Origin of the sequence: Novosphingobium sp. (assembly GCF_040079535.1) — a bacterium.
Taxonomy (GTDB): domain Bacteria; phylum Pseudomonadota; class Alphaproteobacteria; order Sphingomonadales; family Sphingomonadaceae; genus Novosphingobium.
Map to the genome: position 1 here is coordinate 1 of NZ_JBEBKB010000019.1, position 21,621 is coordinate 21,621.

20 protein-coding genes and 1 pseudogene are annotated in these 21,621 nt (G+C 63.4%); 4 read left to right on the forward strand and 17 right to left on the reverse strand.

Annotated elements, in window-relative coordinates:
* From ABL914_RS07935 to tsaD, 4 genes and pseudogenes are all read right to left on the reverse strand, one after another.
* A pseudogene (locus tag ABL914_RS07935) lies at positions 1-308 on the reverse strand (hypothetical protein); the annotation flags it as partial.
* Between the two features lie 15 nt (positions 309-323).
* Entirely contained in the window at positions 324-1,799 is a 1,476-nt protein-coding gene (locus ABL914_RS07940; RefSeq protein WP_391562641.1) for a lipopolysaccharide biosynthesis protein, read from the reverse strand.
* Entirely contained in the window at positions 1,796-2,791 is a 996-nt protein-coding gene (locus ABL914_RS07945) for an NAD(P)H-dependent glycerol-3-phosphate dehydrogenase (protein ID WP_391562642.1), read from the reverse strand. Before ABL914_RS07945 ends, ABL914_RS07940 begins: the two co-directional genes overlap by 4 nt.
* Complete coding sequence (gene tsaD, locus ABL914_RS07950) at positions 2,788-3,816, reverse strand: tRNA (adenosine(37)-N6)-threonylcarbamoyltransferase complex transferase subunit TsaD (RefSeq protein WP_391562643.1); 1,029 nt, start codon at positions 3,814-3,816, stop codon at positions 2,788-2,790. The genes ABL914_RS07945 and tsaD overlap by 4 nt, the downstream gene beginning before the upstream one ends.
* A gap of 43 nt (positions 3,817-3,859) precedes the next feature.
* On the opposite strand from tsaD, the gene hemC reads away from it, so the two are divergent.
* The 3 genes from hemC to ABL914_RS07965 are packed head-to-tail and all read left to right on the forward strand — an operon-like array spanning position 3,860 to position 6,390.
* Positions 3,860-4,786, forward strand: a complete 927-nt coding sequence (gene hemC / locus ABL914_RS07955) for a hydroxymethylbilane synthase (protein WP_391562644.1) — start codon at positions 3,860-3,862, stop codon at positions 4,784-4,786.
* A gap of 4 nt (positions 4,787-4,790) precedes the next feature.
* Positions 4,791-5,495 (forward strand): uroporphyrinogen-III synthase, encoded by a 705-nt coding sequence (locus ABL914_RS07960; protein ID WP_391562645.1) that lies wholly within the window; start codon positions 4,791-4,793, stop codon positions 5,493-5,495.
* Between the two features lie 19 nt (positions 5,496-5,514).
* Positions 5,515-6,390 (forward strand): hypothetical protein, encoded by an 876-nt coding sequence (locus ABL914_RS07965; RefSeq protein ID WP_391562646.1) that lies wholly within the window; start codon positions 5,515-5,517, stop codon positions 6,388-6,390.
* Between the two features lie 3 nt (positions 6,391-6,393).
* On the opposite strand, the gene ABL914_RS07970 is transcribed toward ABL914_RS07965, so the two are convergent.
* Positions 6,394-7,608, reverse strand: coding sequence for an FAD-dependent monooxygenase (locus ABL914_RS07970; RefSeq protein ID WP_391562647.1), 1,215 nt, complete (start codon positions 7,606-7,608; stop codon positions 6,394-6,396).
* A 9-nt stretch (positions 7,609-7,617) separates the two neighbouring features.
* Positions 7,618-9,276: an alkaline phosphatase family protein gene (locus ABL914_RS07975; RefSeq protein ID WP_391562648.1), complete on the reverse strand. Its 1,659-nt coding sequence runs from the start codon at positions 9,274-9,276 to the stop codon at positions 7,618-7,620.
* A 101-nt stretch (positions 9,277-9,377) separates the two neighbouring features.
* Here ABL914_RS07975 and ABL914_RS07980 point away from each other — a divergent pair, with 101 nt between their 5' ends.
* Complete coding sequence (locus ABL914_RS07980; protein WP_391562649.1) at positions 9,378-11,459, forward strand: protein-disulfide reductase DsbD family protein; 2,082 nt, start codon at positions 9,378-9,380, stop codon at positions 11,457-11,459.
* Here the strand turns inward: ABL914_RS07980 and ABL914_RS07985 are convergent.
* The 11 genes from ABL914_RS07985 to ccoO form a co-directional block, all read right to left on the reverse strand.
* Positions 11,437-12,948, reverse strand: coding sequence for an acetyl-CoA acetyltransferase (locus ABL914_RS07985; protein ID WP_391562650.1), 1,512 nt, complete (start codon positions 12,946-12,948; stop codon positions 11,437-11,439). The genes ABL914_RS07980 and ABL914_RS07985 overlap by 23 nt on opposite strands.
* Entirely contained in the window at positions 12,948-13,691 is a 744-nt protein-coding gene (locus tag ABL914_RS07990) for an SDR family oxidoreductase (RefSeq protein WP_391562651.1), read from the reverse strand. The genes ABL914_RS07985 and ABL914_RS07990 overlap by 1 nt, the downstream gene beginning before the upstream one ends.
* Before the next feature lie 281 nt (positions 13,692-13,972).
* Positions 13,973-15,286 carry an oxygen-independent coproporphyrinogen III oxidase gene (hemN, locus tag ABL914_RS07995; protein ID WP_391562687.1) on the reverse strand — a complete coding sequence of 438 codons (1,314 nt, stop codon included), beginning with the start codon at positions 15,284-15,286 and terminating at the stop codon, positions 13,973-13,975.
* Between the two features lie 32 nt (positions 15,287-15,318).
* Entirely contained in the window at positions 15,319-15,558 is a 240-nt protein-coding gene (locus ABL914_RS08000; RefSeq protein ID WP_391562652.1) for a hypothetical protein, read from the reverse strand.
* Positions 15,555-15,710 carry a cbb3-type cytochrome oxidase assembly protein CcoS gene (gene ccoS, locus ABL914_RS08005; RefSeq protein ID WP_391562653.1) on the reverse strand — a complete coding sequence of 52 codons (156 nt, stop codon included), beginning with the start codon at positions 15,708-15,710 and terminating at the stop codon, positions 15,555-15,557. Before ccoS ends, ABL914_RS08000 begins: the two co-directional genes overlap by 4 nt.
* A complete protein-coding gene (locus ABL914_RS08010; RefSeq protein WP_391562688.1) occupies positions 15,707-17,764 on the reverse strand; it encodes a heavy metal translocating P-type ATPase in 2,058 nt (685 codons plus the stop codon). Before ABL914_RS08010 ends, ccoS begins: the two co-directional genes overlap by 4 nt.
* Before the next feature lie 62 nt (positions 17,765-17,826).
* Positions 17,827-18,291: a FixH family protein gene (locus ABL914_RS08015; protein WP_391562654.1), complete on the reverse strand. Its 465-nt coding sequence runs from the start codon at positions 18,289-18,291 to the stop codon at positions 17,827-17,829.
* On the reverse strand, positions 18,288-19,745 hold the full coding sequence (gene ccoG, locus ABL914_RS08020; RefSeq protein WP_391562655.1) for a cytochrome c oxidase accessory protein CcoG: 1,458 nt from the start codon (positions 19,743-19,745) through the stop codon (positions 18,288-18,290). Before ccoG ends, ABL914_RS08015 begins: the two co-directional genes overlap by 4 nt.
* Entirely contained in the window at positions 19,732-20,658 is a 927-nt protein-coding gene (ccoP, locus tag ABL914_RS08025; protein WP_391562656.1) for a cytochrome-c oxidase, cbb3-type subunit III, read from the reverse strand. The genes ccoG and ccoP overlap by 14 nt, the downstream gene beginning before the upstream one ends.
* On the reverse strand, positions 20,648-20,836 hold the full coding sequence (locus ABL914_RS08030) for a cbb3-type cytochrome c oxidase subunit 3 (protein ID WP_391562657.1): 189 nt from the start codon (positions 20,834-20,836) through the stop codon (positions 20,648-20,650). Before ABL914_RS08030 ends, ccoP begins: the two co-directional genes overlap by 11 nt.
* Positions 20,833-21,612: a cytochrome-c oxidase, cbb3-type subunit II gene (ccoO, locus tag ABL914_RS08035; protein WP_391562658.1), complete on the reverse strand. Its 780-nt coding sequence runs from the start codon at positions 21,610-21,612 to the stop codon at positions 20,833-20,835. Before ccoO ends, ABL914_RS08030 begins: the two co-directional genes overlap by 4 nt.
* Between the last annotated feature and the right edge of the window lie 9 nt (positions 21,613-21,621).

Consider the following 21,621-nt stretch of genomic DNA (forward strand, 5'->3'; position numbering starts at 1 on the left):
GGTGGCGGCGGAGCGACCTCGGCTTTCAGTTCCTCAATCTGGTCCTGCGCGGCCACGGCTACGATTTCGCCTACACCGCCCAGCGCACTGGACGCGAGCGGCGGCAGCACCACGTGCGCCGCCGGGGCGGCGTCGATCAGCGCCTGGTTGCGCTGGGCCGGGCCTACGCCTTCGTCAAGCACATCGGGCTTGAATTCGCGTTGGCGCGCGCCCTTGCTGGCGCGGGCGAACAGCCACCAACCGATCAGCAGCACGGCCAGCACCGCACCGGCAAACACCGCCCAATTAGCCTGAACCGTGTCGATCATCCCATTGCCCCTTCGTTATGCACCGACGTTCTTGCGAAACAGCACCCGATCTTCCGGGCCAAAACCCTTGTGCCAGATCACGGTGCCATAGGCCAACAGGATCAGCGGGATCCCGACCAGCAACGATAGCCACCAGGGGTGAATTTGCTGGGTCAGCCAGCCCACCGGAACCGCCGCAGCGGCAGCCCAGACCAAGGGCCAGCGCCAATTGTTGATCCTGGCCCCCAAAATTCGTCCCAGCATCCGCGCCTTCAGCACCGAGGCGACCCCAAGCGAGACCGCCAGGGCCATCGCCGCAGCCGCAGCCTGAAATCGGTCGCTATAACCCAGATCAGCCATCAACCAGATGCCGCCCCAAGTCAGCAGACCCTGCAAAGCGATGGTGAACAATGAAATCAGCAAGTTGGGCAAGCGGGCCAGATAGACCAGCGCGGCTTCGCTAACCACCGCCGTGGCCGCCGCCACTTCAGCCGCCAGCAAAAAGCCCAACGCCCCGGTGCCGCCAACGAAATCCTGACCCACCAGCCGCATCACATCGGGCCCGGGAATACCCAGCGCCAGTGCGATCCCGGCCTGCATCGCGATGATCCAGAAGCCAACCTGGCAAACCTGCGCCGCGATCGCTGCATAATTGCCTTCCTTGAGGTTGCGGGTGATCACCGGCCCCAAAATCGGTTCAAAGCTGGACTTCAGTTTCTGCGGCAGCGAAGCGACTTGCTGGGCCGCGAAATAGACCCCTACTGCGGCCGGCGTGGTCAGGAACCCCAGGATCGCGATATCCAGCCGCCGTGTGCCCCATTCAACCAGATCCGCACCGGCAAGTGGCAAGGAATTCAGCGCCATGCGTCCGATCCGCAAGGGATGCGGCTGCCAGCCGCGCGGCAGGCCGAAGGTGCGGACCAAAGGCACAAATGCCGTTAGCGCGGCAGCATATTTGGCCAGAATGTATGACAGGATCAGCCCGCTTTCAGGGACCAGATAGAGCAAAACCAGCGCAGCCAGCGTTTGCACCCACGGCTCAACCAGTGATCGTGCGCGCACTGTGGCGCCGATATCAAAACGGCAGGCCAGCGCCGCCAGGGCCACCTCGGTCAGCGCGTTGGGCAGCACTGCAAGCGGGATCAGCCGGCCAAGTTCGGAATATTTGCCACTGGGAAACATCAGCACCGGGAGCAGGTAGAGCAGCCCGCCCACCACCAGGGACAGCAGCAACGTCAACACCAGACCATCGGCAACCACGTGCGAACCATCGCGCGGATCTTCGGACAGACGCTGGGCAATTCCGCGGCGTTGGCCCAGCGCACAAAGCTGTGCGGCCAGCTCTACAAACACCAGAGCCGAAGCGTATATTCCTGCTTTTTCAAGCCCATATAGCTGTCCGGTAATGAACAGCAGCGGCGCTGTGCCGCCCAACCGCAGCACAAAGCCCAGGAAATTGGTCCGCCCGCCTTTGGCCAGCGCCTGAATATCCTGCTGCGCCCGATCGGTCACAAAGCTGTCCCTTCGGCCTTGAGCGGACGCGACAGCAGATCGGCAACAACTTGCCTGGCCGGCGCTGCACCCCTCAGCAGCCGGGCAACCGCCGCAACAATTGGCATATCAATCCCGGCCTTTTGGGCCAGTTCATCCAGCACCGGCGCGGTATGCGCGCCTTCGGCAACCGAATTCTTGCCTTCAAGCGCCTGCGCCGCAGAAAATCCTTCTCCCAGCGCTTTGCCAAGCGAGAAATTCCGGCTTGCCGTGGAAGAGCAGGTCAGCACCAGATCACCCAGCCCACACAGCCCCGCCAGCGTTTCGGCGCGGCCGCCCCGAGCCAGCCCGAAGCGCAGCATTTCGGCATAGCCGCGCGCGATCAGGGCAGCGCGGGCGTTCTGTCCAAGGCCAAGGCCTTCAACCACGCCGCATGCGATTGCCAGCACGTTTTTGACTGCGCCGCCAATCTCTGCGCCAATGACATCGTCCGAATAGTAGGGCCGAAGCGCAGGTCGCGAGAGTATTGGGGCGATCCGATCCCACTGCGCTTCGCCCCCTGCGCAGGCCAGCGTTACTGCGGTTGGCAGGCCGGCTGCCACTTCGTGGGCAAAGGTTGGACCCGATAGGACAGCCAGTTGCGCACCTGGAACCGCAGCGGCAGCAACATCGGCCATCAGCCGCCCGGTTCCGGCCTCAATCCCCTTTGCACACAAAACCAGATCGCTGGTCCCAGCTGGCAGACCGCCCAGCACGCGGGCCAGATGCTGCGCCGGGCAGACCACCAGCACCGCAGACAGCCCGGCAAGATCGCCCAGCTGGGTCGTGGCCCGGATCAGCGGGTTCAAGCTTGCGCTGGGCAGGAACAGGCTGTTGGAATGCAGCGTGTTGATCTGCTCAACCAGATCGGGTTCGTGGGCCCAGATCAACACGTCGGAGCCATCGCTGGCCATCGCCTGCGCCAAGGCCGTACCCCAGGCACCCGCCCCGACAATTCCGATTGTACGGCTCATGCCTTTATCCCTGCACCGCGAACCGGCGCGGCATCGGGATCGAGCGGCCAGCGCGGGCGGGCCAGAAAATCGAGCGGGTCATTTTGGCCCAGCCGTTCAATCCCCGCCCAGGCGATCATCGCTGCGTTATCGGTGCACAGCGAAAGTGGCGGGGCCACGAAAGGCAGGCCGTGCTGCGCTGCCAGAGATTGCAATCCGGCGCGGATCGTCTGGTTGGCGGCAACCCCGCCAGCCACCACCAGCGCGGCTGGTTTATCAATCGAACCAAGCGCCTTGGCCGTACGATCCAGCACACAATCGAGCGCCGCCTGCTGAAACGAGGCCGCCAGATCGGCATCGGCATGAAGCGCGGTTTCCTTTGCCCGCAGCACCGCGCTTTTAAGGCCGGCAAAGCTGAAATGGGGTTCCGCCGTGCCCAGCAGCGGACGCGGCAGCTTTACCCTGCGCGGATCGCCCAGCCGCGCCAGCCGTTCGACTGCCGGCCCGCCGGGATAACCCAGCCCCAGGATCTTGGCGGTCTTGTCAAAAGCCTCGCCCAGGGCATCGTCAATCGTGGTCGCAAGGCGGCGATATTGCCCTACCGCCTTGACCAACAGAAGCTGGCAATGCCCGCCAGAAACCAGCAGCAACAAATATGGAAATTGCAGCGAAGCATCGGCAAGCCGGGGCGATAGCGCATGGCCTTCAAGATGATTGATCGCGATCAGCGGCTTGTCCGATGCCATGGCCAACGCCTTGGCCGTAACCAGCCCCACCATCACGCCGCCGATCAACCCCGGCCCGGCGGTGGCCGCCACTGCATCAACCTGCGCCAGCTTCATTCCGGCATCGTCCAGCGTGGCTGCGATCAGCGGGGCCAGCCGATCCGCATGCGCGCGGGCGGCAATTTCGGGGACCACCCCGCCGTAGGGACGATGGAATTCATCCTGCGAGGCGATCCGCTGCGCGATGATCCGCCGGTTACTGTCCACCAGCGCCGCTGCCGTTTCGTCGCACGACGATTCAATGCCCAGAACAATGCCCATTCCCACTTTTCCTTAGTGACATTGCGCACTAGCACAAGCAGCCATGCCGCAACGTCTCCTAAAGCTTGGTACCCGCAACTCCCCGCTCGCCATGGCCCAGGCGATGGAGGCCCGTGAACGTCTGATTTCCGCGCACCCCGGACTTGAAGTTGAACTTGTTCCCGTGGTGGCCAGCGGCGACAAGGTGCTTGATAGGCCGCTGGCCGATATCGGCGGAAAGGCGCTGTGGACCAAAGAGCTTGATTCCTGGCTGATCGCCGGTGAGATCGATCTTGCGGTGCATTCGCTGAAGGATGTTGAAACGCTGCGCCCGGCGCAAATCGTGATCGCGGCGGTCCTCCCGCGTGAGGATGTGCGCGATTGCCTGGTGGGGGCAGCATCGCTGGCCGATTTGCCGCCCGGTGCCCGGATTGGCACCAGCGCCCCGCGCCGTGCCGCACAGGCGCTTAACCTTCGGCCTGATTGCGTGGTGGTGGGGATCCGCGGCAATGTTCAGACCCGCCTGGCCAAATTGGCGGCAGGAGAGGCCGATGTCACCTTGCTGGCGCTGGCCGGGCTTAATCGGTTGGGCCGGGCTGAACTGGGCACGCCGCTTAATCCGCGCGATTGGCTGCCCGCCCCTGGCCAGGGCGCGATTGCAATCGAAGCACGGGCCAATGATCCGCAAACCCGCGCGCTGCTGGCCGCGATCGATCACCAGCCCACGCGCCATGTGGTTGAGGCCGAACGTGCATTGCTGGCGGCGCTGGGCGGTAATTGCCACAGCCCGATCGCCGTGCTGAGCGAACTGGTCGGCAATACAATCGCCATGCGTGCCGCCTTGCTTAGCCCCGATGGTGCTGAAAAGGTTGAGGCCCGGATCAGTTTTCCGGCCCGCGACAGCCACGGTCCGCGCGCGCTGGCCGATCAATTGCTGGCCCAGGCCGGCCCCGCGATCCGCGCTCACTTCGATCCACCGCAGAAGGGGTAAAGCCATGGTCCCGCTGATCGTCATCCGCCCCCAGCCCGGCAATGCCGCAACGGTGGCGGCGGCACAGCGATTGCGGATGGAAGCGCACGGGTTTGCGCTGTTTGAAATGATACCGAAAAGCTGGGAAGCGGCAATCCCCGGCCAGCACGACGCGTTGCTGATCGGCAGCGGGCAAGTATTCCGGCTGGGCGGGACCGGGTTGGCCGGCCTGAAAAATGTTCCAGTCTATGCCGTGGGCGATACCACTGCTGAAGCCGCGCGGGCCGCAGGTTTTGTGGTTGCAGCGGTTGGCGAAGGCAGCATGCAGGCGCTGCTAGGATCAATCGCACCGGGCCATCGCCGCCTGCTGCGCCTGACCGGGGAAGATCGGATCACGCTGCAGCCACCCAAAAACGTCCGGATCGAAGAACGGGTGGTGTATCAGGCCAAGGCTGCGCCTTTGCCGCCCGAACTGGCCCAAATGCTGGCTGGGCCGGCGATTATCGCCCTGCATTCGGCAGAAGCCGCCCGGCATCTGGCGGCACAGTGCGTTACCCACGGCATCAAACGCGCGCGGCTGCGGCTGGCCGTCCTTTCACAGCGGATTGCAGCGGCTGCTGGCGATGGCTGGGGCGAAGTGGCCGTGGCGTCTTATCCCGAAGACAAGGCACTGCTGGCGCTGGCCGGGCAAATGTGCCAAGACCCATGGCCGGCGGGTCGCACTGTCTGAAGTTAATTGCAAAGCACGCATGCCAGAAGACTATTACACCTCGCGCGCTGTGCGCTCAGGCCCCTCGCTTAAAGCCATGATGCTGGCAGGATTGCTGTCCTTTGCTGGCGGCGCGGCGCTGATCGGATATCTGGTTTGGGACGGCGATCTGCAACTTGGGCAAAATAATACCGCCCCGCAGGTTGCCGCAGGCCCCGGCGCTGCTGCAGCACCAAGTGCCAGCACCGCCGCACCGGCCGCGATCGATCAGCATATTGCCACGCTGGAACAGCGGCTTGCCCGGCTTGATCTGCAGGCCGCCGCATTCGGTGGCAGCTCGGTCCGCGCCGAAAGCTTGCTGGTGGCGCTGGCGACACGCCGCGCGATTGAGCAAGGCCAGCCGCTGGGCTATCTGGAAAGCCAGCTTACCACCCGGTTTGGCGCGGCCCGGCCCGATGCCATCAAAGTGGTGATCGCCGCCGCCAAAAACCCGGTAACGCTTGATATGTTGGCTGCCCAACTGGACGATCTGGGCCCGGCATTGCTGGGCGAAGCGCACGATGAAAGTTCGTGGCAGAAATTTGCCCGGACCATCTCCAACCTGTTTGTGGTCCAGCACAGCGATGGTGCCGCACGTCCGGCCGAGCAGCGCATGGAACAGGCCCGGCTGCTGTTGCGCAGCGGCCGGATCGAAGAAGCGATCCGGCAGATTTCACAATTGCCCGGCAGTTCAGCGGCAAACGGCTGGATCGAGAAAGCCCGGCGCTATGCCGCAGCCCAGGCCGCACTGGCCCAGATCGAACAGGCCGCACTGGATGAGCCTGCGCTGCTTAAAAGCGGCGAAGGGGAAATGGTCCAGCAACCGGGGCTTGAGGCATCCTCAACCCCGCCTGCTATGGAAACGCCCAAGCCTTAAGCCTTATGCCCTGAGCAACTGCGGCAAATCGCCGGACATCCCGCGCGCTTCATCCATGAACAGCCGTTTGAGCAATCCGGTGCGCTGAATCACCCCCATGCCCAGCCGCCGGATTGCGCTGGGGATCCGGCCGGGAATGCCAAACACGCGCACCAGCGCATCGGTGGTGGCCATCACGGTCGTGCTATCCAGACTGCGCCAGCGTTCATATCTGGCTAGTAGCTGCGCGTCGCCGGGTTCAAGCCCCAGGCGCATGCCATCGGCCAGCACTTCAACCAGGCAGCCCACATCGCGTAGCCCCAGGTTCAGCCCCTGCCCGGCGATCGGGTGCATTCCATGCGCGGCATCGCCCACCAGCGCCAGCCGGTGATCCACGATCCGGGGTGCATGGTGAAAATTCAGCGGATAGCTCATGCGCGGGGCGGCCAACTGTATCTTGCCGAAAATGCCTTCCATCCGCCCGGAAATCTCACTCAGAAACTGCGCATCGCTAAGCGCGATCACGCCCTTGGCGTCCTTTTCATCGACGGTCCAGACCACGGCTGACCGGTGCCGGCCATCGGGCAGATCCAACAGCGGCAGCAGGGCCAGCGGGCCAGCCGGAAAGAAGATTTCCCAAGCCACCCCGCCGTGCGGCTGCTCGTGGGTGATCGCGGTAACCATCGCGCGGTGATGATAGTCCCACTTGGCGCTGGAAAGCCCGGCCTCTAGCCGGGTGGGGGATTGGCGTCCTTCGGCCCCGATCAGCAACGCGCCTTCAAGCATGCGGCCATCGCTGAGGGTTACGGAAACACCGTGATCGCCGCGCTCGCGCTCCACCGGTTCCACTCCGCTGGCCCAGGCAATCGCCGATTCTTCGCGCGCGGCTTCAAACAGGGCCATGCGAATATCGCGGTTGGCGTACATCCGGCCCAACGTGCCATCGCCCGCGCCGGGTTTGAAATCGATCCGGCCCGGTTTCATCCCATCGGTTACCGCAATTGCTTCGATCGGACAGCCAAGCGGATCAAGCCGGTCTTTCAGTCCGATGTTGCCAAACAGGTTCCAACTGGCGGTGGAGATTGCAGACGCGCGGCCATCGACGCCCTCTGCTGTCAACTCTTCTGGCTTGGCCTTATCAACCACATGGCTGGTAATCCCCTGCTTTGCCGCAGCAAGTGCCAGGGTCATCCCAACCAGGCCGCCGCCAAGAATAACCAGATCGCGTTTTTCAGCCATGGCTCGTCCTCAATTCGCGCAGGTGTTGCGCGCACCGCCATCGATATCCAGGCAGCGTCCATCAAAACTGCCGTCGGTCACCCCAAGGCCCAGGATCGCCGCCAGCGTTGGGGCGATGTCTATGGTTTCGACCGGCTGGGGCTGCTCAAACCGGGCAATCCCCTTGCGCCAGAACAGCATCGGCACCCGCCGATCATAGTCCCACGGGCTACCATGCGTAGCAATATAGGATCCCGGCATCGGTTCGGGGATCGGCGTAATCCCGCGCGCCAGCAGGATCACCACATCGCCCGACCGGACCGGATCCCACGATGCGCGGGCGCGGTCCTTCAGGTTCCAGTCCTGGGGGTTACCGCTGGGTAGCGGGGTCTGGGCCAGCTCTTTTGAACTATAGGCGGCGGCAACCTGCGGATTGGCCCGCACCACTGCCAGCAGCGCGTCGATTGCGCGGGTCCGGTCGGCCGGGCTAAGCGCGCGGTTGACAAAATAATCACCGCCTTCGCCAAAAACCAGCGTGGCATCAGTAACGATCAGGCCGGTTCGCGCTGCAACGGCGTTGGACAGCTCCTTGGGGCCCAGCGATGCGTCCACCCTGACCGCGCCGGGATAGGCCTGCAAATCGGCGCGTTCAGGGGTATCAAGGCCGCCGTGATCGGCCGAAAGCACCACCAGATAATCGATCCCGCGTTGATCAAGGTGGTTCAGAAGGCGCCCGATTGTCTTGTCCAGCTCGGCCATCTGGATGCACATTTCCAGACCTTCGGTGCCAGTGGCGTGGCCGATGTAGTCGGTTGCCGAAAGGCTGACCGAAAGCACATCGGTGGCTGCGCCCTGGCCCAGCGCCATTTCATCGACCAGCGCATTGGCCAGATTGACCGTGGCGCTATCCATTCGCGGTGATGCGCGAAACAGATCGGGCTTGCCCTTTGGCAGCGCGAACGCGCCGGTCCCGACTGCGCTTTTGCCCACAGCGATCGCCTGATTGGTGGGTTGGCAATTGTCCGGCAGCGCAAATGGTTTGGCGCCTTTGGCCAGCAGCTTGGTGATAGCCGCATTTTCACGCGTCGCGGCGGGAGAAAGCGTGCCGCCCTTGAACGTGGCAAAGCCGGCGCCCTTCCACCAGTAGCCAGCATCGATTTTGTGCCCACCCATCATCACAACCGAACGATCCTTGGCCGAAACTGCCACGTTGCGGCTCGCCGGGTTGGCGGCTTTGAGGTATTCCCCCAGGGTCGGCACCTTGAGGTGGTAGGCCGAAACCACTGGATTTTTCGGACTGGAAGCCGGATCGCGCTCATCCTCGGCGCAGTAGATTGGCTTACTGCCGCGCGGGCCATCGGGTTCAAACCAGGTGTTGGCGATGATCCCGCTGCGCGCCGGGCGAACGCCGGTCAACAAGGTTGAATGGCCGGGGCAGGTTTCGGTTGCCGCATGGGCTTGATAGCCCGATGGAAACACCGCGCCTTGCTGAAGCCGGGCCAGCCCGCGGCGATAGCTGCTGCGATATTCAGCAAACAGATCGGCCGAATACTGATCGACCGAAATCGCCACAATCAGCTTGGGCGGCTGGGCCGACATTGCCGGGGCCGGCTTGGCCAGGCCCTGCACCGAAACCAGGCCAAATGCAGTGGTGATGGCAAGAACAAGCGGAACAATCGGACGACGCATCAGCATTCCTTGAATTTTGCGGCCAATATGGGCACAGCCCTGATGGCCTTGGCGCGCGCGATAGGCAATAGCGCTGGCAGTGAAAATGGAGTGTCTTCGGCATGCAGCGCTATCGCCGGTTTGTTACCGCCCTGCTGCACTTGCTTGCCCTGCTTGTTGCGGTTCCGGCTGCTGCGCAGGAACTGCCGCCGGCCCCCCCGCAGTCCACCCATATCAAGGCCGAGCTGATCGGCGAATCGCGCTATGTTGCGCCCGGCGGCACACTGCTGCTGGCAATCAGGATGACGCCCGAGACGGGCTGGCATGGTTATTGGCAGAACCCCGGCGATGCCGGCCTGGGGATAGAGCTATCGCTCGATTCCAGTGCCCTGAAACGTTCGTTTTCGGTTGGCCCGCTGCAATACCCGGTTCCCAAAACGCTGATTGTCCAGGGGCTGATGAACCACGTCTATTACGGCGAATATGTCGTGCTGGTCCCAGTGATGGCTGATCGCAAGGCGGATGGGGCCTATCCCTTGGCAATCACCGCCCGCTGGCTGGCCTGCACTGACAAGATTTGCGTACCCGAAATGGCCCGGCTTTCGCTTGATGGCGGGATTGCTGTCAGCACCAAGGTCGGTGCGCTTGACCCCCGCTTTGACACCTGGCGCGCCGCCCTGCCGGCACCGCTGGGTAGCAAGGCCAGCTATGCTGTTGCCGGACAAAAGCTGCGCGTGGCGATCCCGCTGCCGGCCTCGGTAGTGATCGATCAGCCGCATCTGTTCGTGGCCAGCGAAGGCCAGATCAAATATGCTGCGCAGCAACGGTACACCCGCGACGGCGATCTGCTGGTTGTGGAGCTGGAGCGCGCCGCCAACGCCCCGCCGCTTGGCGCGCTTGGTGCCGTGCTTCGGCTGGGTAGCGGGCCAGATGGCCTCACCATTGCGGCGCAGCCTGGACCGGTCCCGGCCGGCGGAACCCCGCTCAGCCAGGGCCCGGCGCTGGGCTGGCTGTTGCTATCCGCACTGCTGGGCGGGCTGCTGCTAAACGTGATGCCCTGCGTTTTCCCGATCCTAAGCCTCAAAGCGCTAAGTCTGGCGCGCGCTGGTGAAAGCGAAGCGCAGGCCCGGGCCGAAGGGCTGGCCTATACCGCAGGCGTCATGCTGGCCTGCCTGGCATTGGGCGGCTTGCTGCTGGCCCTTCGCGCAGGCGGCGAACAAGTTGGCTGGGCATTCCAGCTGCAGGAACCGCTGGTGGTGGCCGGGTTGCTACTGCTGGCAGCCGCGATCACCGCCAACCTTGCCGGGCTGTTTGAATTCGCGGTGCCAGGATTTGCTGATGCGGGTTCGCCGCAAACCGGAACCTGGGGGGCATTTGCCACCGGGCTGTTGGCGGCATTCGTCGCCACGCCCTGCACCGGGCCGTTCATGGCCGCAGCGATGGGCGCGGCGTTGCTGCTGCCGGTGGCCCCGGCGCTGGCGCTGTTTGCCGCACTTGGGCTGGGGCTTGCGTTGCCGTTTCTGCTGCTGGCCTTTGCCCCGGCACTGCGCCGCATGCTGCCCAAACCGGGCGTCTGGATGGTCTGGTTCCGCAAAGTGATGGCGGTGCCGATGGGGCTGACCGTGCTGGCCCTGCTGTGGCTGGCCAGCCGGGTGGCGGGCAGCGGCTTTGCTTTGGCTGGTGGGCTGCTGGCTTTCATTCTGATCGCACTGCTGATCGTGGTGGGACGCCGCCAGCGTAGCGGCCTGGCTGCCGGAATGCCGATCTGGCTGGGACTGGCCGCGCTGGCCGCCGCCTTCGCATTTGGCATGCCGGGCATGGTCCGCCAGGGCAGCGCGGCCAATGCCGGTGTGCTGAACGCACAGCCCTTCAGCGAAGCCTCGCTGGCCAAGGCCCGGACCAGCGGTAAGCCGGTCTTCGCTTATTTCACCGCCGACTGGTGCCTGACCTGCAAGGTTAACGAGGCCGCCGCGATCGAGCTTGAGGAAACCCGCGCTGCATTTGAAAAGTCTGGCGTTGTGGTGTTGCGCGGCGATTGGACCCGGCGCGATCCGGCAATCACTCGCTATCTTACAGCGCGCGGCGCTGCCGGTGTTCCGCTGTATATCTGGTATCCTGCTGGCGGCGGCGCACCGCAGCAACTGCCGCAGGTGTTGACCCCGGCCCTGTTGGCCGGATTGGCTACAAAAACCAGAAGCGATTAACCCCGCTCTCGTCATCCTCGATCCTGACCGGACGGCCAGCAACCTTGCCCCCGCGCAGCGCAGCACAGATCGCTGGATCGCTGCTGTTGGCCATCACCCGCGCATCTCCGGCCCGCGCCACCAGCGTGGCTACCTCGCCGCCCTTGCCCGGCTGGATCGTGAACGTTTCAGCCGCCGCCTCTCCATCCAGCGTATCCAGCACCCGCCATTGCGGCTTGATCTTTTCCAGGCTCTGCCAGCGGCTTGTCCGCCAATCCGCAGGCGCTGTCGAATAAACCCCGGCGGCATATTTGCTCATAATCCCGCCATTGGCACCAACCAGCACCATGCCGCCCGGATTGGCCCGGCAACGCGCAACCGCTTCAGCGATCGAATGGCCAACATAATTGTTCCCGGCCCCGCCAAAAAACGGCAGCCCCCCAGTCAAGGTCCAGCCGCGCGGATCATCGCGGTCCAACCCAAAGGCATCCAGCAAGTTGAAAACGGGGATTGCAAAGCACGAATAAAGATCTGTTGCGGTTATATTTTCCCAGCTCACACCAGAAACCTCAAGTGCAGTTGATATTGCCGCAACGGCCGCCGGACTCTGCTCGATACTGGCGCGGGTCAGCATTGCCGGTTCGGCGCAGTCCGCCACGCCGTGGATATGGACCCAGCGGTCTTCGGGCACACCCAGCCGGCGCGCTTCAGCAACACTGGCCAGAATGATCGCTGCGCCTTGGTTGACCTGATCGCGCGATACCACCAGCCGCCCGTATGGTTCTGCGATCAGCCGGTTACGCTCGGTCAGCTCGGCCAGCTCGGCCACTGTCCGGGCGGTTGGCGCGGCGCTGTGCGGGTTGCGTGCGGCCACTTGAGTGAAAGGGGCGAACAGCTTGCCAATCTCGGTGCGATAGTCTGCCAGACTTAGCCCCAGCCGCTCACGCCGGACATTTTCGGCCAGGGCATAGCCGCCGATCGGGGCCGCCACACCGTGTCGGATCGCGGTCATGTCCACCACGCCTTCATAGCCTGATCCGCGATCTTCCAGGCTGCCGCGCCGGGTTTCAGACCAATCGCGGGTTTCGCCGCGGGCCAGCAGCGCCCGCATGGTCGAGATCGCCTCTGATCCGACAATCGCCGCCATCTTGCTGCGCCCGGCCGCAATCTCGCTGGCCAGCTCGCCCACCAGCCGCTGCGGCCCCTGTCCGCCAACCACTTCCAGGATTGCCCGATCCGGATTGGCCCCGGCCCGGCGCGCGGCTGAACGCGGTGTATTGTTTGAATGGCCGAACGGCGCGGTATAGCGCGTGGCCGAAATTTCAAACTGGCGGATTGCGGCGACAGTATCCAGCGCCGGTGCTAGGCTCTTTTTGGCATGGGCATCGGCCATCGCAGCCTTCAGCGCATCACCCGCCAGATCCATCGGCGATCGTTCAAGATAGCCCGGCTCTCCAACGCGTTCGGAAACCTGCCCGGCCCCGATGATAACCGGCGTTCTATCGTCCATCACAGCACCTGCCCATCATCAACCGTCAGCACCGCACCAGTGATATGCGCCGCAGCATCCGAAGCCAGCAGCAGCAGCGGTGCATCCAGCGCGGTGATCGGGCACATCCGTTTGCGGTGAAACGCAGCAACTTGCGCCTTTCCGCCATCGCTATCGAACCAATCACCGCCAATTTCGGTGCGGATATAGCCCGGCTGGATGGTATTGACGTTGATCCCCTGGCGCACCCATTCGCGTGCAAACTGGCGGCCCAGATGGGCAACCCCGGCCTTGGTTGCGGCATAGGCGGCATCGCCCTGCCCGGTCATTTCAGCGGTGATCGATCCAATTAATACAACCCGTCCGCGTCCATTCGCCTTGAACTCCGCCGCGATCATCCGGCGGGCGCCCTCACGCGCGGTCAGATAAAGCCCGATGAAATTGGTGTTCACCACGCTGGCCACATCAGCCACGGCCAGATCGATCGAACGCCCGGCCACGGCGATACCGGCATTGGCGATTACGGTATCGACCGTGCCCCATTTCGCTTCGGCAGCGTCATAGGCCGCCTTGATCGATCCCTCATCCGTCACATCCATGGCCACCGCCAGCGCGGCATCGCCCAATTCCGTCCCCAGTTCGGCAAGCCGGTCCACCCGCCGCGCACCAATCACCACCCGCGCGCCGTGGGCCGCAAACAACCGCGCGAAATGCGCTCCAAAGCCCGATGATGCACCGGTAATCAGGACTATCCGCCCCGCCATTTGTCTCGCCATTATGCCACTGCCCCTTGCCATGGATCGCCAGCATGGCGGGCGCCGCGCCATAAATAAAGCGCGCGCCGATCCTCTCCGCAATTTTCGTGCTGATTTTATCAAGTTTGATCGCGGTCAAGGCAGTGCGGCAAGGGCTATGCGATCAAACAGCAACAAGACGGTGACAATCACGCGACCCCGATTGGCGCCGCCTTGGCCAATTCTCCCCACCTGGGGCGGCTGATCCTAACGGACAGCCGCTCTTTTTTTCCGCGCAGCGCCCCCGAAATTCAAACGGCAGAGCTGAACCGCCGCGCCGAATCCTGGCGATACGGATCAAACAGCGCGGCAATGGTGCGGGCATAAGGCAGGCCTTGTGGCCTTATCCGCAGCAAATCCCCATCGCGCTCTACCAGTCCGCTTTTCGCAAAGGGGGCCAGCGCTGCACTCACTTCGTGCTGCAGGTCAGCCTCAATCCTCGCCTCCCCCTGGCACAGCAAAGCCTCGATCACCGCGCCGCGCCGTTGATCGTCTGCGCTGCGGCGGATACCATGCGCGGCAGGCAGCTGATCTTGCGAAAGCAGCATCCGGTAGCGCCCGGCGTTTTTCTCGTTCTGGATCAGCAGATCAGGGAAATTGCCAATCGCCGAGGCGCCAAGTCCGATCAGGGTCTGGGCCTGATCGTCGGTAAAACCCTGAAAGTTGCGCCGCAGCCGCTGCTGGGAAGCCGCCTGGGCCAGCGGATCTTGCGGCTTGGCAAAGTGATCAAAACCCACCGCGACATATCCGGCCCCGGTCAGATAGCGATAGCCAAACGCCGCCATGGCAAAGCGCGCGGCTTGATCGGGCAGCTGACTGCCATCGATCCGGCGCTGGCGCGGCAGCAGGTGCGGCACATGGGCATATCCGAACAGCGCAATCCGGTCTGCGCCAAGTTCAACAGTGCGGGCCAGGGTTGCTTCAAGCTGGTCCAGCGTTTGGCCCGGAAGCCCGTACATCAGATCGAAGTTGAGCGATGAAATGCCGCTGCGGCGCAGCAGATCGGTGGCCCTGGCCAGATCGGCATCGGGCTGAACCCGGCCGATTGCGGCCTGCAGATCAGGGTCAAAAGTCTGAACCCCAAGGCTGGCAAAACGCACCCCGATCCAGCCCAGCACCTGCCCCCATTCCTCGGTCAAAGTGCGCGGATCGAGTTCGATTGACCAATCCGGATTTTCCAGCGGCATGTGCAGCGTCAACGCATCGATCAACCGGACGAAATCGGTGGGCGCAATCGCATTGGGACTGCCCCCGCCAAAGGCCACCCGGCGCACTGCCACCGATTGTTCCAGCCGGACGCCGCTCAGCGCTATTTCGCGGTGCAGCGCATCAAGATAGCTGGACAGCCGGTGGGCCTTGTTGTTGGCGGCGGTGTTGCAGCCGCAGTACCAGCAGATCTGCTCGCAAAACGGGATATGCAGATAAAGCGAAACGTCGCCGGTTGCGCGCCGCAGCGCTGCATCAAGATCGCCGCTGCCCAGATCCGGACGAAATTCAGCGGCAGTTGGAAAGCTGGTATAACGCGGCACCGGCCGGGCCAGCAGATCGGGGTAATAGTTCCACATCGTGGTATTCAATAGCTGGCACAATCACCGATTCATTGCGCAGGCTCAATTTCCTTTAGCAACCTTTTGCGGCTGGAACCGGCATGGCAACCCTTGATACAGCAGCCGTTCTCACTGCTTGCAGGGGCCTGACTGCCGCCGGGAACTGGCACCAGCAACACCTGTCCATCGCCGCTGCACATCGGCATCAGGATCGTGCCCGCAGCAGGCGCCGAAACGTTGAGCGCCAGCGGAAGCAATGCGATCAGGCCAAGCATGCTGGATCTGCTCATGCCGGTCTATCCTCGTCATCATCGATCAGGATCCGCGCCGCGGCCCCATCCAGATCATCAAACTGTCCGCGCCTTAACGACCAGAAGAACGCCGCCAGCCCCAATGCTCCCAGCCCCAGCGCCACCGGAATCAGGATCGCCAGACCGTTCACCGCGCAGCCCTTGCCAACCGCAGTGAATTGGCGATCACGATCAGCGAGCTGGTGGACATCGCCGCAGCGGCCAGCAGCGGTGTAATCAACCCGGCCATCGCCAGCGGGACTGCCAACAAGTTGTAGCCGATCGCCAGGGCGAAGTTCTGTTTCACCACCGCCATGGTCCGCCGCGCGCTGCGCACTGCGGCCGGGATCACCGCCAGGCCATCGCCCAAAAACACCAGATCGGCCGCCTGCCGCCCGACATCGCTGGCGCTGCCCGGCGCGATCGAAGCATTTGCTGCGGCCAGTGCCGGGCCATCGTTAAGTCCATCGCCCGCCATCAACACCTTGTGGCCCTGCGCCTGAAGCGCGGCGATGGCGGCCTGTTTTTCTTGCGGGGTAAGCCCGGCTTGCGCGGCAAGGCCCAGTTCGCGCGCCACTTCGTCCACCGCGGCGCGATTGTCGCCCGAAAGGATCGAGGCTTCGATCCCCAGTTTTCGCAAATCTGCCAGCGCGGCGACGGCATCGGGGCGTAGCCGATCGGCAAAGGGGATCAGCCAGGTCGGCTCTCCTGCCACGTCAAGCGTGGTGGCGATGCCGCTGGCTGCATCGGGCCGGCGCAGCGATACCGCCCTGCCTTGCCACAGTGCGCGCACACCCAGCCCCGGCGTTTCGCTGACATCGCTCAACGTAGCTGCCAAAACACCGCGCGCCATCAGCGCTTCAGCCAGCCCGCGTGAAATTGGATGCCGGCTGTGCGATGCCAGCCCCAGCGCCACTTCAGCGCAGTGGCGCGGCAGAGCTTCCAGCACCAGCGGATCGGGCAGCGGCCTGCCCAGGGTGAGCGTGCCAGTCTTGTCAAGCAGCGCGCGATCCACCGCGGCGAGCCGTTCCAGCGCCGCGCCGTCCTTGACCATCACTCCGCGCTTCAACAATGCGCTACAGGCCACCACCTGTGCCACCGGCACCGCCAGACCCAGCGCGCAGGGGCAAGTGATGATCAGCACAGCAATCGCATAGACCAGCGATTGGTGAATGCCGGCCCCAGCCGCCATCCAGCCCACGAAAGTCAGCGCCGCAAGCGAATGGACAGCTGGCGCATAGAGCCTTGAGGCGCGGTCCGCGATCCGCACATAGGCGCTGCGGACCTGGCCCGACGCTTCCATCAGCCGGGCAATTTCGGCCAGCGCGGTGCCGGTGCCAGTTGCTGTCACCTTGACATCGACCGGGGCTTCAAGGTTAAGCGTACCGGCCAGCGCCGGATCGCCAGCAGTCAGCGCAATCGGTTTGCTTTCCCCGGTCAGCAGCGATTGATCAAAGCGGCTGGCTCCGCTGATCACTTCCCCATCTGCCGCCAGCCGTTCACCAGCGGCAACCCGCATCACCATGCCGGGCACAAGATCGGCTGCGCCAAGCCATTGCACGGTGCCTTCCCGGCCCACCACCATCGCCCCGGCAGCGGCCTGGCGCAGCAGGCCATCCACCCCGGCCCGCGCGCGATCACGCATCATCGCATCCAGCGCGCGCCCGGCCAGCAAGAACAGCAGCAGCATCAAGGTGCCATCAAACCAGGCGTCCTGCCCGTGGTTCATTGTTTCATACAGCGAAAGCCCGGTGGCCAGCGAAACCCCGATCGAAATCGGCACATCCATATTGGTCGTGCGGCGCTTTAGCGCGCCCCAGGCCGAGGTGAAAAACGGACGGCCCGAATAGAGGATCGCCGGCACCCCGATCGCTGCCGAAAGATAGTGGAACAATTCCTTGGTGGGCCCTTCTGCGCCCGACCAGATGCTGACCGACAGCAGCATCACGTTCATACAGGCAAAGCCCGCCACGGCCAGCGGGGCCAGCAACGGCTTTACCGCCGATGGCGGCGCGGCCAGATCATCGCCGCGCGGCTGGCTGGCAAATCCCGCCAGGCTTAGTGCTTCGATCAGCTGCGGCTGGGCTAATCCGGCATCATGATCTACCCGCACCTGCCGCGCGGTCAGATTGACCCGCGCCGATGTGACGCCGCAAACCGCTGTCAGTGCGCGTTCAACCTTGGCCATGCAGCCGGCGCAATGCATGGCGGGAACCACCAAAACGGTGCTGGCCGTGGCAGCATCCGCAGATCGAAGCGGGGCGCTGCTCACTTGAGTTCCTGATCGCTCCGCCACACTTGCCCGCCAGCCCGCACGGCAAGCCGCAAGTACCAGCGCCCAGCCGCCAGCGGCTGGGCCGAGACATAGCTTCCATCGCCGCCGCGTTTGAACGTCAGCGGCTGATCGGCCATCCGGCCCAGCGGATGGCGGGCATCGCCTTGAACAATCACTTCGCCCTGAGGCAGCCCGGCCAGCACGATCACCACCCGGCCATCGCTGCGGCGGTGGGACGCCGCGCTCCAGCCCAAGGCCTTCTGGCGATCGGCTTCGCGCAGCCAGCCATTGAATTTTTGGCTGGCGACGTATGAGTTTTCAACCACAACCCCGCCAAAAGTGCGGCTGGCAGCGCGGGCCATGATCACGTTGACCGTGACCACCACCGCGAAAAACGCGACGATGATTATGGTGAAGTGCCGCCCGGTAAATGGGCCGCTTGTGAATGCACGGATCATTGCTGGTCCCCTTCCTCGCCCGCATCGGGGGCATCAAACCGTTCTTCGTTGGTATCGCCGCCGCCTTCGGCATCGGTGGCGGTAAGCACGAATTCAAACTTCTGCTCAGCCGTGCCGCGCGGCGCCGCAATATAGATCCGCACCGGCAAGACCTGATCCGCCGGGGCTGAGAATTCAAGCACCCGCGCAGCGGCCTCGCGTGGCATATCATCGCTCCACATCACGGCACCGGGCAGGCCCTTCAGGCTGATTTGCATCGGCCGAACCCGCCCTTCCATGTTAAGCAACTTGACCGTGTAATCATTGCGCACTGCACCATCAGGCTGGATTGTAAATGGCGGGTTGCGATCCTTCTGCACGGAAACATCGATGTGTTTGCGCGCACCCAGCGCAAACAACAAGGCAAAGCCGATCGCAGCCCAGACGCCAACGTAAACCAGTGTGCGGGTGTGAAACAGCGCCTTGCTGATCGGGCGCGGCTGGCCGCCTTCGGCCTCCAGCTTGCAGTCTTCTAGTGTAGCATAATCGATCAGCCCGCGCGGGCGGCCGATCTGCTGCATCACCTTGTCACATTCATCAATGCACAGCGCGCAGGTGATGCACTGAATATCGGGTCCGTTTCGGATGTCATATCCAGTCGGGCAAACATTGACGCAGCCGTTGCAATCAATGCAGTCACCGATCTGGTCCGGCCCTTTCGCCGCCTGCTTTACGCTGCCCCGCGGTTCGCCGCGCCAGTCCTTGTATGTAACAATCAGGCTCTTTTCATCGAGCATTGCGGTCTGGATCCGCGGCCATGGGCACATATAGATGCAGATCTGCTCGCGGAAAAATCCGCCCAGCACAAACGTGGTGGCGGTCAGCACGGCGACAGTGGCATAGGCCACCATGGCAGCCTGCCCGGTCCAGAATTGGACCGTCAGGGTGGGGGCATCGGCAAAGTACATGATCCATGCCCCGCCGGTCCAGAAACTGATGAACAGATAGATCGACCACTTGAACGCGCGCCGGGCAATCTTGGCTGGCCCCCACGGCGCGGCCTGCAACTTCATCTGGGCGTTCCGATCGCCATCAACGAACCGATCAACATGCTGGAACAGATCGGTCCAGACCGTTTGGGGGCAGGCATAGCCGCACCAGGCCCGGCCCACCGCGCTGGTGATCACGAACAGTCCGATCCCGGCCATGATCAGCAGGCCAGCCACGAAATAGAATTCCTGCGGCCAGATCTCGATCCCGAACATGTAGAACCGCCGGTGCGCCAGATCCAGCAACACCGCCTGATCCGGTGCATAGGGCCCGCGATCCCAGCGCAGCCAAGGGGTGATGTAGTAGATCCCCAATGTCAGGATCATCACCGCCCATTTGAAGCGCCGAAAGCGGCCGTCCACCGCTTTGGGGAAGACGGCCTTGCGCGTTTCGAACCGAACCAGCTTGGCTTCAGGGTTTGGCATTTCCGGTTCCGCTGACTGGGGCTGGCGCAGCCGGTGCCGCAAACTTTTCACCGCCCCCCAGCGAGTGCACATAGATGGTCAGCATCTTGATCGTCACCGGATCAAGCTTGTTCGACCAGGCTGGCATAACCCCGGCATGCGCGCGGGTTACGCTTGATGCCACCTGACCTTGATTGCCGCCATAGAGCCATACCTGATCGGCCAGATTGGGCGCGCCAAGCTGGCGGTTGCCCTTGCCATCGGCGCCGTGGCAAACCGCGCAATTGGCCGCGAACAGCGGTGCGCCGCGCTGGGCAGCCGCATCAACCGGGGCTGCGGCGGACAGCGAGCGGACATGGGCGGTAACATCGGTGATCTGTCCGCTTTGCAGGATCCCGTCCTTGCCGAAACTGGGCATCAGCGCGGTGCGGGTGGCGGCATCATCGGGTGAACGGATGCCGTGCAGCAGTGTGGTTTCGATCGAAGCAACATCGCCGCCCCACAGCCAGTCGCTGTCCTTGAGGTTGGGGTAGCCTAACGAGCCGGCGCCGTCAGACCCGTGGCACTGCGCGCAGTTTTGCTTGAAGGCCGCCTTGCCGCCGGCCTTGGCCTGGCTCAGCAGTTTCTGATCAGCCATGATCGCTTCATAACTGGCACCGCCGATTGCCGTCAGCACCGGCAGGCGATCGGCCTGAGCCTGCGCCATTTCATCGGCCAGTTGCCCGCGGCTTGACCAGCCCCAAAGCCCCTTGGTGCCGCTGTTCAGCATCGGGATGGCCGGATAAACCACAACATAGCCAATCGAAAACACCACACACATGGCCAGAATAATCAGCCACCAGCGCGGCAGCGGATTGTTGAGCTCTTCGATCCCATCCCATTCATGACCAACGGTTTCAACGCCGGTCGGTTCGTCAATGCGCTTATTGGACATTGTCGTCACCCCAATCGCGATCTTCGCTGAAGATCATGTTTGCTGCCGCTTCGTTATCCCGCCTGGCGCCCGGCCGGAATGGCCAGGCACACAGGATCAGGAACGTAACCACCATCGCGGCCAGCCCCCAGCTATCGGCAAAATGCCGCAGCGTTTCGTATGTTGAATGCTGGATCACCGGCCCTGCTCCTGCTTGAGCGTTTCCTGAGCCTTGGCGCCGCCCACATCGACCATGGTCCCCAGCACCTGAAGGTAGGCAACCAGCGCGTCCATTTCAGTCAGCTTGTCAGGATTGCCATCGAAATCGCGAACCTGGGCCTTGGGATAGCGCTTTTGCAGATCAGCAGCATCGCCGCCTGCGCCGGCCTGGGCAGCCAGATCGACATTGGCCTTGTCGATATCCGTCTGGGTATAGGGCACCCCGACCCGGTTCAGCGCGGTCAGCGCAGCCCCCATATCGCCCGGATCAAGATCGCGCTGCGCCAGAAAGGCATAGGGCGGCATCACCGAATCCTGCACCACCGATTGCGGATGAATCAAGTGCTGGACATGCCATTCATCAGAATACTTCAGGCCAACCCGGGCCAGATCCGGGCCAGTGCGCTTTGATCCCCACTGGAACGGATGATCGTACATCGATTCTGCGGCCAGGCTGTAGTGGCCATAGCGTTCAACCTCGTCGCGGAACGGGCGGATCATTTGGCTGTGGCAGACATAGCAGCCTTCGCGCACATAGATATCGCGCCCGGCTTGCTCCAGCGGCGTATAGGGCCGCATGCCGTCCACTTTCTCGATCGTGTTATCGATCCAGAACAGCGGCGCGATTTCAACAATGCCGCCGACAATCACCGCGCCAAAAGCGAACAGACCCAGCAGCGCCACGTTCTTTTCAAGCCGCTTGTGGCGGGCCCACGGTTCCTTGGCGGCGGGTACTTTGGTGGTTTCAGTAGTCATGAAAAGTCC

Coding starts and splice junctions, on each gene's coding strand:
- ABL914_RS07945 (WP_391562642.1), bottom strand. CDS start 2,791: ATGAGCCGTACAATCGGAATTGTCGGGGCGGGTGCCTGGGGTACGGCC.
- tsaD (WP_391562643.1), bottom strand. CDS start 3,816: ATGGGCATTGTTCTGGGCATTGAATCGTCGTGCGACGAAACGGCAGCG.
- hemC (WP_391562644.1), top strand. CDS start 3,860: ATGCCGCAACGTCTCCTAAAGCTTGGTACCCGCAACTCCCCGCTCGCC.
- ABL914_RS07960 (WP_391562645.1), top strand. CDS start 4,791: ATGGTCCCGCTGATCGTCATCCGCCCCCAGCCCGGCAATGCCGCAACG.
- ABL914_RS07965 (WP_391562646.1), top strand. CDS start 5,515: ATGCCAGAAGACTATTACACCTCGCGCGCTGTGCGCTCAGGCCCCTCG.
- ABL914_RS07970 (WP_391562647.1), bottom strand. CDS start 7,608: ATGGCTGAAAAACGCGATCTGGTTATTCTTGGCGGCGGCCTGGTTGGG.
- ABL914_RS07975 (WP_391562648.1), bottom strand. CDS start 9,276: ATGCGTCGTCCGATTGTTCCGCTTGTTCTTGCCATCACCACTGCATTT.
- ABL914_RS07980 (WP_391562649.1), top strand. CDS start 9,378: ATGCAGCGCTATCGCCGGTTTGTTACCGCCCTGCTGCACTTGCTTGCC.
- ABL914_RS07985 (WP_391562650.1), bottom strand. CDS start 12,948: ATGGACGATAGAACGCCGGTTATCATCGGGGCCGGGCAGGTTTCCGAA.
- ABL914_RS07990 (WP_391562651.1), bottom strand. CDS start 13,691: ATGGCGGGGCGGATAGTCCTGATTACCGGTGCATCATCGGGCTTTGGA.
- hemN (WP_391562687.1), bottom strand. CDS start 15,286: ATGTGGAACTATTACCCCGATCTGCTGGCCCGGCCGGTGCCGCGTTAT.
- ABL914_RS08000 (WP_391562652.1), bottom strand. CDS start 15,558: ATGAGCAGATCCAGCATGCTTGGCCTGATCGCATTGCTTCCGCTGGCG.
- ABL914_RS08010 (WP_391562688.1), bottom strand. CDS start 17,764: ATGCATTGCGCCGGCTGCATGGCCAAGGTTGAACGCGCACTGACAGCG.
- ABL914_RS08015 (WP_391562654.1), bottom strand. CDS start 18,291: ATGATCCGTGCATTCACAAGCGGCCCATTTACCGGGCGGCACTTCACC.
- ccoG (WP_391562655.1), bottom strand. CDS start 19,745: ATGCCAAACCCTGAAGCCAAGCTGGTTCGGTTCGAAACGCGCAAGGCC.
- ccoP (WP_391562656.1), bottom strand. CDS start 20,658: ATGTCCAATAAGCGCATTGACGAACCGACCGGCGTTGAAACCGTTGGT.
- ccoO (WP_391562658.1), bottom strand. CDS start 21,612: ATGACTACTGAAACCACCAAAGTACCCGCCGCCAAGGAACCGTGGGCC.